Source organism: Pelagibacterium sp. (assembly GCF_035555455.1).
In the GTDB taxonomy this organism is placed as follows: Bacteria; Pseudomonadota; Alphaproteobacteria; order Rhizobiales; family Devosiaceae; genus Pelagibacterium.
This window is the reverse complement of sequence record NZ_DATMGM010000052.1, coordinates 1-13108: the sequence shown is the minus strand read 5'-3', so window position 1 is coordinate 13108 and position 13108 is coordinate 1. Positions and strand designations below refer to the sequence as shown.

Genomic DNA, 13108 nt, shown 5'->3' with positions numbered 1-13108 from the left:
ATCATTTCACCCGCGTTCTCAAGGGCATGATTGCCATTTCCCGGGCCCGCTTTCCAAAAGGCACCACCGGAGCGCAGATCGATATCCTCGCCCGCCAGTTTCTCTGGCAGGTTGGCCTCACCTATAATCATGGCACCGGCCACGGCGTCGGCGCGTTCCTCTCCGTCCATGAAGGCCCCGCAGGCATCGCCCCGCGCTACACCGTACCCTTCGTGCCGGGCATGATCCTTTCCAACGAGCCGGGGTTCTATCTCGAAGGCGCCTACGGCATTCGCATCGAAAACCTGATCGTCGTGCAGGACAGCGAGATCGCCCCCGGCTATCTCGATTTCGAAACCCTCACCCTCGCCCCCATCGACCGGCGGCTGATTGCACTCGACCTGCTCGACCCCGCCGAGCGGGACTGGCTCAACGCCTACCACGCCCGCGTCGCCCGGGAGATCGGCCCGCATCTTGCATCCGAGACCCGCGCCTGGCTCGATCAGGCCACAGCGCCGCTATAAGGCCAGCGCCATAATCTCGGCGGGAGAGCGTCCATCTCCCGCCCAGCCAGACGATAGCAAAGCACGAGGAAACAAGGGCTTACCCCCCTGATCTGATTCAATAGATCAAAAATGCCTTCGTGCGTTATCCCTGCCCCACCCTCTCGAACCACTCGTCCTCGGAGATCACCTCCACACCGAGCGTTTCCGCCTGTTTGAGCTTGCTGCCGGCCCCCGGCCCCGCCACTACCAGGTCAGTTTTGGCCGATACCGAGCCTGAAACCTTGGCGCCGTGGCGCTCTGCCATGGCTTTGGCCTCAGCACGGGACATGCGTTCGAGGCTGCCGGTAAACACCACCGTTTTCCCCGCCACCGCGCTTCCCGCCGCAATCGTCACCACATATTCGCGCGGCTGCACTTCGGCCAGCAGCGCATCTATGGCCAATTCATTGCGCTCATTGGCAAAAAACGCACACACCGACTGAACTACGGTTTCTCCGATCCCATCAATCCCGATCAGCGCCGCATGCGCTTCCTCGTCGCCCAGCGCCGCCTTCCATGCCGCATCGCGGAACGCACCGAACGTGCCGAAACTTTTGGCGAACAGCGCCGCCGTAGTTTCCCCTACATGCCGAATGCCCAGCGCAAAGATAAAGCGGTCGAGTTCCGGCGCGCGCCGTGCATCGATGGCCGCGAACAGCTTTCTGGCCGAAGTCTCGCCCCACCCCTCCTGATCCTTGAGTTTCTTAAGGCTTTTCGCGTCCCGCTGGGCCAGCGTGAAGATGTCGGCCGGGTGGGCGATGCTGCCATTGGCGAAAAAGGCGCTGATCTGCTTTTCGCCCAGCCCGTCGATATCCATGGCGTTGCGCGACACAAAATGCCGCAAATTTTCCACCGCCTGCGCCGGGCAGATCAACTCCCCCGTGCAGCGCCGCCGCGCATCCATGCGCCCGGTTTTCGGATTGGTCTCGCGTACAGCCGGCGAGCCGCAGATCGGGCAAACGTGAGGAAAAACATAGGGTTGAGAGTCCGCAGGCCGCTTCTCCGGCACGATTGCGACAATCTGCGGGATTACGTCCCCGGCCCGTTGCACAATCACCGTATCACCGACGCGAATGTCATAGCCGTCACGGATCGGAGCCCCGTTGCCGTCACGTCCGGCAATATAATCCTCATTATGCAGCGTCGCGTTCTCGACCACCACGCCACCCACCGTCACCGGCTGCAACCGCGCCACCGGCGTCAGCGTACCCGTTCGTCCCACCTGAATATCGATAGCGTTGAGAAGGGTCGTTGCCTGTTCGGCGGGAAATTTGTGTGCAATGGCCCAGCGCGGCGCGCGCGCGACAAAGCCCCAGCGCTGCTGCAAATCCAGCCGGTCAAGCTTATAGACCACCCCGTCGATATCGTAGCCAAGCGTGGCCCGCTGCGCTTCGATCGCCCGATACTGCTCAAGCAAATCTTCGACCTTGGCCGTGCGGATCATCAGCGGATTGGTCGAAAACCCCCATTCCCCCAGCCTTTCCACCGCCTCATATTGCGTTGCCGCAAACGGCGCACTGGCTTCTCCCCAGCCATAGGCGAAGAATTTCAGGTTCCGCCGGGCCGTCACCGTCGGGTCCTTCTGGCGCAAGGATCCCGCTGCCGTGTTGCGCGGATTGACGTAATCCTGCCCGCCCTCTTCCACAGACCGTGCCTTGAGCGCCGCAAAATCCGCATGCGTCATATAAACTTCGCCACGCACCTCCAGCACATCGGGCCACCCCTCGCCGTCCAGTTTCTTGGGCACCTGATCGATGGTCCGCAGGTTTTCGGTGATGTCTTCGCCAACGGTCCCGTCCCCGCGCGTCGCCCCGCGCACGAACACTCCGTGCTCGTAACGCAGCGACGCCGACAGCCCATCGATCTTGGGTTCGGCGGTAAACACCAGTTCGATACCCTTGTCGCGCTCGAAAAACTTGTGCGCCCGCGCGACGAAATCGGCGACATCCTCATCGTCGAACGCATTGCCAAGACTGAGCATCGGCACCGCATGGCGCACCTTTGCAAAGCCTTCCGCCGGGGCCGCCCCCACCCGCTCCGAAAGCGAATCGGGCCGCCGCAACTGCGGAAACCGGCTTTCGATCTCGACATATCGGCGCTTGGCGGCATCATACTCGGCGTCCGAGATTTCAGGCGCATCCTCCTGGAAATAGGCCCGGTCTGCCCGTTCGATCAGCGCATGCAACCTGTCGAGTTCCACCCGCCCCTCCTCGGACGACAGAAGGGAAACAGGTCCATCAACACTCATCGATTTATCCTCAAACTCAAACGCCAACTTCGTCCATCAGCCGCTTGGCTGCTGCACGGGCTTCCTCGGTGATGGTTGCCCCGGCCAGCATGCGCGCCACTTCTTCGTTGCGCGTCTCGATATCGAGCGGACGGACATGGGTGCGCACGAACGCCCCCTCCTCGATCGCCTGCTTTTCGATCAGCAGATGGGTCGCGGCCCGCGCCGCCACCTGCGGCGCGTGAGTCACCGTCAGCACCTGTACCGATTGGGACAGACGGCGCAAGCGCTTGCCGATGGCATCGGCCACAGCGCCCCCCACGCCAGTGTCGATTTCGTCGAAAACCAGCACCGGCACCGATCCCTTGTCGGCCAGCACCACCTTGAGCGCCAGCAGAAACCGGCTCAATTCACCGCCCGACGCCACCTTCATCATCGGCCCGGGCGACGTGCCCGGATTGGTCTGCACGTGGAAGGCGATCTGGTCATAGCCATGCGCCGAAACCCGCTCGGGATCGATCTGCTGATCGACAATGAAACGCGCCGACCCCAGCTTGAGGTCCGGCAATTCCGCGCCAACCGCCGCGTTCAGCGCCACCGCTGCCTTGCCCCGCGCGGCGCTGAGCACTTGCGCAGCCTTGCGATAAGCGGCGTCCGCTTCATTCAGCGCTGCTTCAAGCTCTGTCAGCGTTTCCGAACCGGTCTCCAGAGCCTCGATCTCGGCGGCATATTGCGCCAGGATCGCAGGCAGGCCATCACACTCCACCTGATGCTTGCGCGCTGCGGCCCGCAGGGCAAACAACCGCTCCTCGGTCTGCTCCAGCTCGCGCGGATCGAACGCCATTTCGCGGCGGACCGCTTCCAGCGCCTCGCTCGCCGCATCCAATGCCACCAGCGCCTGATCCACCGCTTCCGCCATCGGCGCAAACAACTCGGCCTCGGCGTCCGATTTGCGCGTCAGCCGCCGCAGCAACATGGCCAGCGTCGGCCCCGGCGCATTGGTGCCGTTGAGGATTTCGTCCGCATCGCTGACTTCCCCCGCCGCCTTTTCCAGCCCCATCAGCCATTGCCGCCGCTCGGAAAGACCCGCTTCCTCCCCCTCTTCCGGCTTCAGAGCTGAAAGTTCCTCCACCACATGGCGGGCGTATTCTTCCTCCAGCGCCGCCTTTTCGACACGCGCGCGCTGCACATCCACCGCCTTGCGCGCCGCCGCCAGCGCTCCATGCGCCTCGGCGACCGCCGCCAGTTCGGCGTCATATCCGCCGAAACTGTCGAGCAGCACCCTATGGGTTGCGGCGTCGACCAGCGCCCGGTCGTCATGCTGGCCATGGATTTCCACCAGCAGCATCCCCACAGCCTTCAACAGGCCCGCAGAAACCGGCTGATCGTTGACGAAAGCCCGCGTCCGCCCATCGGCATACTGCACCCGGCGCAGGATGATCTCGGCATCGTCAGCGATTTCGTTGTCGCGCAGCAGCACCCGCGCCGGATGGGTTTCGGGCAGCGCCAAAACCGCAACCACCTGCCCCGTCTCGGCGCCCTTGCGCACCAGCGCCGCATCGCCACGCCCGCCCAAAGCCAGGGTCAGGGCGTCGAGCAGGATCGACTTTCCTGCCCCGGTTTCCCCGGTCAGAACGGTCAGCCCCGCCTCGAAGGCAAGGTCGAGTTGATCGATCAGGACGATATTGCGGACCGACAGCGTGTTCAGCATCGCTTCGGCGGCTCCCTCAAATTGGCGCACTGCCCGTATGTATCCCCACCGCGAACCTGCCTGCAAATGCCCGATCGCATCCTCAGCCGCGATTCACAGATTCGATTGCTTTTCGGCGCGCAATACGGCGATCTTTCCCTTGTCGTCTGCCATATCCCCGCTTCGCAGCCGATGTGAACAATACAGGAACAAACGCTGTTCGACAAGCCGATATGAAAATGCCCCGGCGCCATGGCCGGGGCATTGAATTGTCCACAGGTACAAATCTTACCGCGACATCCAGTTTCCGGTCATCATCTGCGGTGACAGCCCCTGCTTTTGCAGCAGGGCGAACCCGCGCTGATACCAGTCGGAATTGGGATAGTTGGTGCCCAGCACGGCCACCGCCGTCTGCGCTTCCCCCACAAGGCCGAGCGTAAGATAGGCTTCGCCAAGGCGGTATAGCGCTTCTTCCACATGGGTTGACGTCTGGTGTTCCTCGACCACCACCCGGAAGCGGTTGATCGCGGCGGTATAGCGGCCATTGCCCAGATAGTAGCGGCCAACGCTCATTTCCTTGCCGGCCACCTGATCGCGGGCGACCAGCAGCATCTGCCGCGATTCGTCAGCATAGCGCGAATTGGGATACGCCGACTGAAGCTGCGTGAACGTCTCGATGGCGTCCTGCGCCAGCTCCTGATCGCGCGTGATATCGGTGATCTGCTGATAATACGCACTGCCCTTGAGGAACAGCACATACGGGGCTTCCGAAGAGCGCGGATAGAGTGCTAGGAACCGGTCCGCCGCCATCACCGCCTGCGGGAACTTGCCCGAACGGAAATTGGCGTAAGTCAGCATCACCTTGGCGCGCTCGTTCATATCCGAGAACGGGTTCTGCCGCTCCAGCGTCTCAAGGTCCTCGATCGCTGCGTTGTAGCGATTATTGTCCATATTGGTGACGGCGCTAGCATAAAGCTGCTCAGCGGGCACCAGCGGCTTGTCATCGGTGCGGGTAAACAGCCCCATCGGCGAACAGGCCGCAATCACTCCGACAATCGCGACAGACGCCGCCACCCGCAGAACCGCTGGCATCTTGGTTGGTCTGGCTATGGTCTTCACGAAAAACTCCGTCCTCATCGCCGGGGCAGATCCGTGCCCATTGCGCTCTGGCCCAACCCGCTAGCGGGCAATATGTTCAAAACTGTGACGGCGGTTATCGCTCATTCACCCAATGGAACGCAAGTAGGGCTCGACCGTGAGCCGATCCGGCAGGTCGCCAAGCGCCTCCATTTCGAGCGGCAACGCGTCTGCTTCCACGATTTCGAAATTGAGTTCGCTGGCAAAAAGCGACTTGAGCACCAGCGCATTGAGCGCATGCCCGCCCTTGTAGGAGCGGAACCGCCCATAGATCGGCAGCCCGGCCAGCGCCAGATCGCCCACCGCGTCGAGCAGCTTGTGACGGACGAATTCGTCCTCGAAGCGCAGCCCGTCTGGATTGGCGATTTTATCCGCTTCGATGGCAATGGAGTTTTCAAGGCTGGAGCCGAGCGCATAGCCCGCCTGGCGCAACACTTTGGCCTGGGCGACAAACCCGAATGTGCGGGCCGGTGCCACATCGATGGAGAACCGGCGCGGCGACCAGTCAAAGATCATCCGCTGACGCCCGATCACCCGGGAATCGAAATCGATCTCTACATCGAAGGCCCGCCCGTTATAGGGCTCCAGCATGGCGAACGCATCATTGTCGCGCACCGTCACCGAGCGCAGGATGCGGATGAATTTCTTGCGATGAGGCTGCATGGAAAGCCCGGCGTCGAGCACCCCCTCGACAAAGGGCTCTGCGCTGCCGTCGAGAATGGGGCATTCGTCCCCTGCCACCACGATTTCGGCATTGTCGACGCCCAGCCCGTTCAGCGCCGCCAGCACGTGCTCGACGGTCGCCACACTGATTGATTGCCCAAGGTCGATCACGGTGCACAGCGCCGTCCGGCTCACCCGCGAGTGATCGATGCGCACGCTTTCCGAGAGCGTTCCGTCTTCGAAAAGACGCCGCAGCATATACCCTGTGTCGGCGGGGGCCGGGTTGATGGTCAGACGGGACGGCTTGCCGTTGTGGACGCCTATTCCCGCGAATTCCACAGGCCGTGCCAGTGTGCTTTGCCGCACGATATTGTTCTTCATTGGTACTCCGGGCCCATGTATCTATGGCGGCTCCCCGCCTTACTAACGAAAATCGGCCTGACACGAAAGCCGTGTCAGGCCGATTTAGATCGTAATTTGTAAATTTATATCAACCGTGGCGCTTGAGGAATGCTGGAATTTCCAGCTGCTCCTTTTGCGGGGCCCGTGCCGGCGCGGCCCGACCGTGCTGGTCGAAGTGTCCGGCGGCGCCTTCGGCCTGTGGCCGGGGGGCTGCGGCGCGCGGGCTGGCGGCCTCGATTGCGCTGCGGGCGGCCGCATCGTCGAACTGCGGCTGCACACGGTCGTCGGCCTGCGGCTCGGGCTCCGCGCCCAGATTCAGACCCACATTGGACGCCAGCCTGCGGAACAGGGCACGGGCATTGCGCGGCTCGTCCGTGCGCTGCGGCTCAAGCTGGGCCCGCGCCACCGGCGGCAGGTCCTCGGCGCGCGGAATGCGGCGCTGAAGCTGCGGGCGTTCGGCTCCCGAAGGCACATAGGGCTTCGGCATTGCCGTTTCCGGCGCACGCTGGTTTTCCTCGACCGACTGGCGCACCGCAGCAGCCGGAACATAGGGTTCGATGGTCACGCCATCAGTCTCGTCGCTGGCATAGGTCGCGGCGGCAGCTTCTGTCGCAGCATTGCCATTGCGGATCGCCTGCGCGACAGCAGCTTCGAACTGGTCGTCATCCATCTGGGCAGCGACCGGAGCCGGTGCTTCAACCGGCTCTGCCTTGGCGGCAGGTGCCGGGGCATCGCCCGGGCGGCGAGCCTGCAACGGCTGGCGCGTCGTGCTCGGCTTAACCGGATCGAGCGCCTGCACCATCATCGCATCAGTGCCAGTGGCGACCACCGACACGCGGACCTTGCCCTGCAAACTGTCGTCGAAGGTTGCGCCCAGGATGATGTTGGCGTCGGAGTCGACTTCCTCGCGAATGCGCGATGCCGCCTCGTCCACCTCGTAAAGCGTCATATCCTTGCCGCCGGTGATCGAGATCAGCAGGCCGCGCGCACCCTGCATCGAAACATCGTCGAGCAGCGGGTTGGCGATGGCGGCTTCCGCGGCGTGGCGCGCACGCTCTTCGCCCTCGGCCTCGCCGGTCCCCATCATTGCCTTGCCCATGCCGCGCATCACAGCGCGCACGTCGGCGAAGTCGAGGTTGATGAGCCCTTCCTTGACCATCAGGTCGGTCACGCAGGCCACGCCCGAATACAGCACCTCATCCGCCATCGCGAACGCATCGGCAAAGGTGGTCTTTTCGTTGGCGACCCGGAACAGGTTCTGGTTGGGAATAACGATCAGCGTATCGACGTGACGATGCAACTCGTCGATACCCTCATCGGCCAGCTTCATGCGCCGATTGCCTTCAAACTGGAAAGGCTTGGTAACGACGCCGACCGTCAGGATTCCCTGCTCGCGCGCTGCGCGGGCCACGACCGGAGCCGCGCCCGTACCGGTGCCACCGCCCATTCCGCCGGTGATGAACACCATGTGCGATCCCGAGAGGTGATCGTTGATCTCGTCGAAGCTTTCTTCGGCTGCGGCGCGTCCCACTTCCGGATGCGACCCCGCACCCAGACCTTCGGTAACACCGACGCCGAGCTGGATCACCCGCTGCGCGCGGCTGAGCGCCAGCGCCTGGGCGTCCGTATTGGCTACGACGAACTCGACCCCTTCAAGGCCCGAGTTGATCATGTTGTTAACTGCGTTTCCGCCCGCTCCACCGACGCCAAAGACGGTGATTCGCGGCTTGAGTTCCTGGATTCCCGGAATCTGTAAATTTATTGTCATCTCTGGCCCCGTGGTGGCTGTGTGACCAAGATGTAGCGCTCAATTCGTTAACCGTACCCTAACAAAGCCGTCTATTTCGTTAACCCTTCTGCAGATTGCGAGACTTGACAGCCACAAAGTCACCATGTGTTAAGCATGATTTGCCGCCTGCTTTTCGCCACGCGTCTGCGTCACACTGCGCGATGACCGGGCAAGGCCCGCTTGTCCGGCCGCCCCCTCACCCGGCCCAAGCATGGACAATGGCACATGAGCACGATCACCCCCTGCCTCTGGTTCAATAACAATCTCGAAGAAGCGATGGAGTATTACGCCTCCATCTTCCCCCAAACCAAGCTCTTGGGCACCACGCGCTATACCGAGGGCGGCATGGGCGAACCCGGCACTGTAATGACCGGCGACTTCGAGTTGCTGGGCCAGAGGTTCACCGCCATCAATGGCGGCCCCGCCTTCACCTTCAGCGAAGCGGTCTCGTTCGTCATCGATTGCAAGGATCAGTCGGAAGTCGATTACTACTGGGACAAGCTGACCGCCGATGGCGGCGCCGAAAGTCAATGCGGCTGGGTCCGCGATCGCTTCGGCCTCTCCTGGCAGATCGTCCCCAAAGCGCTCTACGATACCGTCACCGGCACCGACCCCGCCGGCGCCCAACGCGCTACCCAGGCGATGCTGAAGATGAAAAAGCTGATCGTCACCGATCTGGAAAAGGCCTATCGCGGCGATTAATAAATTGGGCTGATCAAACGAACCCGGATTTCAGCCAGCTTCCGACCCGTGCCAGATAGCCGTCCGAGCCGGTCAGCTTGCGGTTCGGGCGCGGCAGCACATATTCCGCACCGCACACCTGCGGATAGACCAGCATCCCCGCCACCGTCGCAAAGGCCGGGCCCTTGGCGCGATCGGGCAGCCCCGAAACGCCCAGCGGTCGCCCGTTCCTCACATTGCGCGCCAGCATCCGCCGCGCCAGTTCGGGCAGTCCCGTCAACTCCGACCCCCCTCCGGTCAGAACGAACCGTCTTCCGGAAACGTCCATCATTCCCGTGGCCTGCATCCGGTCGCGAATCGCATTGAGGATTTCCTCCACGCGTGGCCGGATCACCTGCGTCAGCATTTCGCGTGAGATCGAATTGGGGGATTCGTGGGAATTGGCCCCGATCGGCATCACCGTGATCACATCGGTTTCGTCGGTCTGCCCCGAAAGGCACGAGCCGTAGAGGGTTTTCATCCGCTCGGCATCGGCCACGCTCACCGAGAGCTGCCGCGCAATGTCGAGCGTGATATGGTGCCCGCCGATGGCCAGTGCGTCAGCATAGACCAGATGCCCCTCGCTGAACACCGAAACCGTTGTCGTCGCTCCGCCCATATCGATGCAGGCAACGCCCAGATCGGCCTCATCATCAACCAGCGTCGCCAGCCCGCTGGCATAGGGTGTCGCCATCAGCGCTTCGACTTCGAGGTGACACTTGTTGAGCGCCAGTTCGATATTGCGCATCGCCAGCGTTTCCGCCGAAATTACCGCAACGTCCACGCCCAGCGTTTCGCCGACCATACCGCGCGGGTCTTTCACGCCTTTCTGTCCGTCCAGCGCATAGCCGATGGGCAGCGCGTGAATGATCGAGCGCTCTTCGCGCACGCTGCGCTCGTTGACGGCAATCAGCACCCGCGAAATGTCGGCCGGCTCCACCTCATGCCCGTCGAGCGACACCGAGGCCGAAAAGGTTTCCGAGCCCAGCCGTCCCGCCGTCACATTGACCACCACCGACTGCACGGTGATTCCCGCCGCCCGCTCCGCCATGCCAACGACCGAGCGAATGGCCTGTTCGGCCTTGTCGAGATCGGTAACGATTCCGCTTTTGACCCCCGCCGAAGGCCCATAACCAAAGCCGATGATTTCCGCGACGTGGGTACGCCCACGCAGCGCCCGGCCTTCGGCACGCGGCACCAGCCGGGCAATGATGCAGCAGATCTTGGTCGAGCCGATATCGAGCACTGTCACCAGCGAGGAGCGTCCCAGCTGCACCGGCTTTAACCGCGCTGTCATCGCAGAGGTCATCATTAGCGTTCTTCTTCCCGCACAGTTGGCCGCACGGCCACATATTGCGCGACCCGCATGTCGATCAGGTCGAGATCACGTTGCAGCACCTGGTGGTCGAGCTGATAGCTATTGAGCCGGCTCAACGCATCCACCACCCCCGTCTCCGGCAATTGCACCCGCAGGCCTGAATAGAAAATCAGGTCCCAGCGCCGGTCGGCCACGCGGTTGAGCGCCGCCAGATCGAAGGTCAGATCGGGATAGCGGTTGATGAGATTAATCATCGCCATGGCATTGTCGCCAGCGCCCTCCCCGATGACCAAGGGCAGGTCAGCATTCTCACTGCGCGCTGGGGCGATCGGCGATCCCGAGGCATCGATCAGCATTGTCGCCCCATCGACCCGCCACCGGGCGACCGGCTGCTTCTCGCTGATCGTCACCAGCAACGAGTCCGGATAGACCTTGCGGATCGTCGCCGAGGCAACCGACGGGATTTCCTCGATCCGCAACCGCGCTTCGGCGATATCGAATCCGAGGCTCGTTTCCCCCTCCGCAATTCCCAACGCCCGCGCCACATCCGCTTCGCGCGTCAGCGCCAGTCCGGAAATCTCGATCTTTTCGATGCCAAATCCGGCGTCAGCGATCTGCCCGGTCACGAGGCTGGCGACAATGCCCCCACCATCGGCGAGGTCGTCACGCATCACATAGGCGCCACCCGCCAGCATCACCAGAACCGCCAGCGCGATCATGCGCAGCGCGAACTTTCTGTGCAGCACCCACCAGTTGCCGAGCGTGACCAGCGTACCGCCGCGCCTGCGAACCGGCACCAGCCGCGCCCGCTTGCTGGGCACGACCGCACGATTCGCCGGTGACAGGTCCGACACCACGCGCAGCGCGGGACGCTGAATGCGGGGCGCGGGCGGCGCGAGAACGCTGGCGACAGGCGCGACGTCGAACGAGTCTTTGCGCCTCACCTGTTGCAACTCGCATCCTCCACGATCCAGCTCACCAGTTGTTCGAAACTATGCCCGGCATGGGCTGCCAGTTCAGGCACCAGCGAGGTCTTGGTCATCCCCGGCTGGGTATTGATTTCCAGGCACACCAGTTCGCCATCATCGCCGCCGCGCGGGTCGTACCGGAAGTCCGAGCGTGTCACCCCGCGACAACCCAATGCGGCATGCGCCTTGAGCGACATTTTTTGAACTTTTTCGTAAATTTTTGGTGAAACCGGCGCGGGCAGCACATGCCGCGATCCACCGGTCTCATATTTCGCCTCGTAATTATAGAAGGCGAGATCGGTGTCGATTTCGATCACCCCAAGCGCAACCCCGCCCATCACCGCGCAGGTCAGTTCGCGCCCCGGTATGAAGCGCTCGACCATCAGGTCCTCGTCGCCCTGCCAGTCGCTTCGCAGGATTTCCTGCGGCGGATGCTCTTGGCCGTCCTTGACGATGAACACGTTGACGCTCGACCCGTCATTATACGGTTTCACCACATAGGGCGGAGCCATCACGTGGCTGCGCGCAATCTCGTCACGCGAGGCGATCACGTGATCGGTCACCGGCACGCCCGCCGCCTTGAACATCACCTTGGCCTGATGCTTGTCCATGGCCAGCGCCGAGGCCAACACGCCCGAATGAGTGTAAGGGATGCCTTGGATTTCCAGCAGCCCCTGGATCAGCCCGTCCTCCCCGAACCGCCCATGCAGCGCGTTGAAGGCGACGTCCGGCTTCACCTCTGCCAGCACCCGGGCGATGTCCCGGCCCACATCGATCTCGGTGACCCGGTATCCCGCGTTCCGCAGCGCCTCGGCGCATTGGGCACCCGAATTGAGAGAAACCTCGCGCTCGTTCGACCATCCGCCCTTGAGCACCGCTACATGTGTGGCCATTACTCTGCCTGCCCTGTTACTCTATTTGCCGGTATTCCGGCCTGTGGCTCACCCTGCTGTTTCCCGCAAATGGCGGGAACAGTCAGGCGCTGGCCCGCTTGCGTCCGGCCAGTTCGGCCTCCAGTTCACCCGGCAGTGCCCCTGCCCATAGCGTGATATTGCCCGCCCCGAGAAACACCACATAGTCGCCATCTTCCGCCCGGTCCGCGATCAGTTGCGCCAGCCCGTCCGGCCCGGCGATCGCCCGCGCATCCCGGTGCCCCAGCGCCCTGATCCGATCCACCAGCTCCGTATGGCTGACCCCGTCGATGGGCGCTTCACCCGCCGCATAGACCGGAGTGACCAGCACCGTATCGGCCTCGTTGAAGCACGAGGCGAAATCGTCGAACAAATCGTGCAAGCGCGAATAGCGATGCGGCTGTACCACGGCAATCACATCGCGCTTGGCCGATTGCCGCGCCGCATGCAGGGCCGAAGCGATCTCCACCGGATGATGGCCGTAATCGTCGATCACAGTGATCCCCTCGACCCGCCCGGTACGCGTAAACCGCCGGCTGACCCCGCCAAACCCTTTCAGGCCCGCCCGGATCTGCTCATCGCTCATTTTTAGTTGCTCGGCTACGGCAATCGCCGCCGTCGCATTGAGCGCGTTGTGCAGCCCCGGCATCGGCAGTTCCAGATCGGCAATCATCCGCTCGCTTCCGGTTGCCCGGTTACGCACGACCACCGAAAACCGGCTCGTCCCATTGTCGTTGCTGACATCGACCAGCCGTACAT

Annotated in this window: 11 protein-coding genes; 2 read left to right on the top strand and 9 right to left on the bottom strand. The window is 62.9% G+C overall.

Going from position 1 to position 13108, the window contains the following annotated elements; genetic code table 11:
• A partial coding sequence (locus tag VNS12_RS10170; RefSeq protein WP_325487722.1) for a M24 family metallopeptidase C-terminal domain-containing protein occupies positions 1–503 on the top strand: 503 nt, incomplete at its 5' end.
• A 124-nt stretch (positions 504–627) separates the two neighbouring features.
• Here VNS12_RS10170 and ligA read toward each other — a convergent pair.
• The 5 genes from ligA to ftsZ all read right to left on the bottom strand — a co-directional run bounded on the left by ligA (position 628) and on the right by ftsZ (position 8411).
• Positions 628–2772, bottom strand: coding sequence for an NAD-dependent DNA ligase LigA (gene ligA / locus VNS12_RS10165; protein WP_325487721.1), 2145 nt, complete (start codon positions 2770–2772; stop codon positions 628–630).
• A 16-nt stretch (positions 2773–2788) separates the two neighbouring features.
• Entirely contained in the window at positions 2789–4462 is a 1674-nt protein-coding gene (gene recN, locus VNS12_RS10160; protein ID WP_325487720.1) for a DNA repair protein RecN, read from the bottom strand.
• A 267-nt stretch (positions 4463–4729) separates the two neighbouring features.
• On the bottom strand, positions 4730–5560 hold the full coding sequence (locus VNS12_RS10155) for an outer membrane protein assembly factor BamD (RefSeq protein ID WP_325487719.1): 831 nt from the start codon (positions 5558–5560) through the stop codon (positions 4730–4732).
• A 105-nt stretch (positions 5561–5665) separates the two neighbouring features.
• The gene (gene lpxC, locus VNS12_RS10150) at positions 5666–6622 is read right to left on the bottom strand and encodes a UDP-3-O-acyl-N-acetylglucosamine deacetylase (protein WP_325487718.1); all 957 of its coding nucleotides are present in this window, start codon (positions 6620–6622) and stop codon (positions 5666–5668) included.
• Positions 6623–6731: 109 nt separating this feature from the next.
• Positions 6732–8411: a cell division protein FtsZ gene (ftsZ, locus tag VNS12_RS10145; protein ID WP_325487717.1), complete on the bottom strand. Its 1680-nt coding sequence runs from the start codon at positions 8409–8411 to the stop codon at positions 6732–6734.
• Between the two features lie 246 nt (positions 8412–8657).
• Here ftsZ and VNS12_RS10140 point away from each other — a divergent pair, with 246 nt between their 5' ends.
• A complete protein-coding gene (locus VNS12_RS10140; protein WP_325487716.1) occupies positions 8658–9134 on the top strand; it encodes a VOC family protein in 477 nt (158 codons plus the stop codon).
• A gap of 13 nt (positions 9135–9147) precedes the next feature.
• Here the strand turns inward: VNS12_RS10140 and ftsA are convergent, their stop codons facing one another.
• The 4 genes from ftsA to VNS12_RS10120 form a co-directional block, all read right to left on the bottom strand.
• Positions 9148–10464 (bottom strand): cell division protein FtsA, encoded by a 1317-nt coding sequence (ftsA, locus tag VNS12_RS10135; protein WP_325487715.1) that lies wholly within the window; start codon positions 10462–10464, stop codon positions 9148–9150.
• Positions 10464–11414 (bottom strand): cell division protein FtsQ/DivIB, encoded by a 951-nt coding sequence (locus VNS12_RS10130; protein WP_325487714.1) that lies wholly within the window; start codon positions 11412–11414, stop codon positions 10464–10466. Before VNS12_RS10130 ends, ftsA begins: the two co-directional genes overlap by 1 nt.
• A complete protein-coding gene (locus VNS12_RS10125) occupies positions 11411–12331 on the bottom strand; it encodes a D-alanine--D-alanine ligase (RefSeq protein WP_325487713.1) in 921 nt (306 codons plus the stop codon). The genes VNS12_RS10130 and VNS12_RS10125 overlap by 4 nt, the downstream gene beginning before the upstream one ends.
• Before the next feature lie 82 nt (positions 12332–12413).
• On the bottom strand, positions 12414–13108 hold a 695-nt coding region (locus VNS12_RS10120), incomplete at its 5' end, for a glutamate ligase domain-containing protein (RefSeq protein WP_325487712.1).

Excerpts from the sequence above, each read along its gene's own strand:
- VNS12_RS10140 (WP_325487716.1), top strand. The coding sequence starts at position 8,658 with ATGAGCACGATCACCCCCTGCCTCTGGTTCAATAACAATCTCGAAGAA.
- ftsA (WP_325487715.1), bottom strand. The coding sequence starts at position 10,464 with ATGATGACCTCTGCGATGACAGCGCGGTTAAAGCCGGTGCAGCTGGGA.
- ligA (WP_325487721.1), bottom strand. The coding sequence starts at position 2,772 with ATGAGTGTTGATGGACCTGTTTCCCTTCTGTCGTCCGAGGAGGGGCGG.
- lpxC (WP_325487718.1), bottom strand. The coding sequence starts at position 6,622 with ATGAAGAACAATATCGTGCGGCAAAGCACACTGGCACGGCCTGTGGAA.
- ftsZ (WP_325487717.1), bottom strand. The coding sequence starts at position 8,411 with ATGACAATAAATTTACAGATTCCGGGAATCCAGGAACTCAAGCCGCGA.
- recN (WP_325487720.1), bottom strand. The coding sequence starts at position 4,462 with ATGCTGAACACGCTGTCGGTCCGCAATATCGTCCTGATCGATCAACTC.
- VNS12_RS10125 (WP_325487713.1), bottom strand. The coding sequence starts at position 12,331 with ATGGCCACACATGTAGCGGTGCTCAAGGGCGGATGGTCGAACGAGCGC.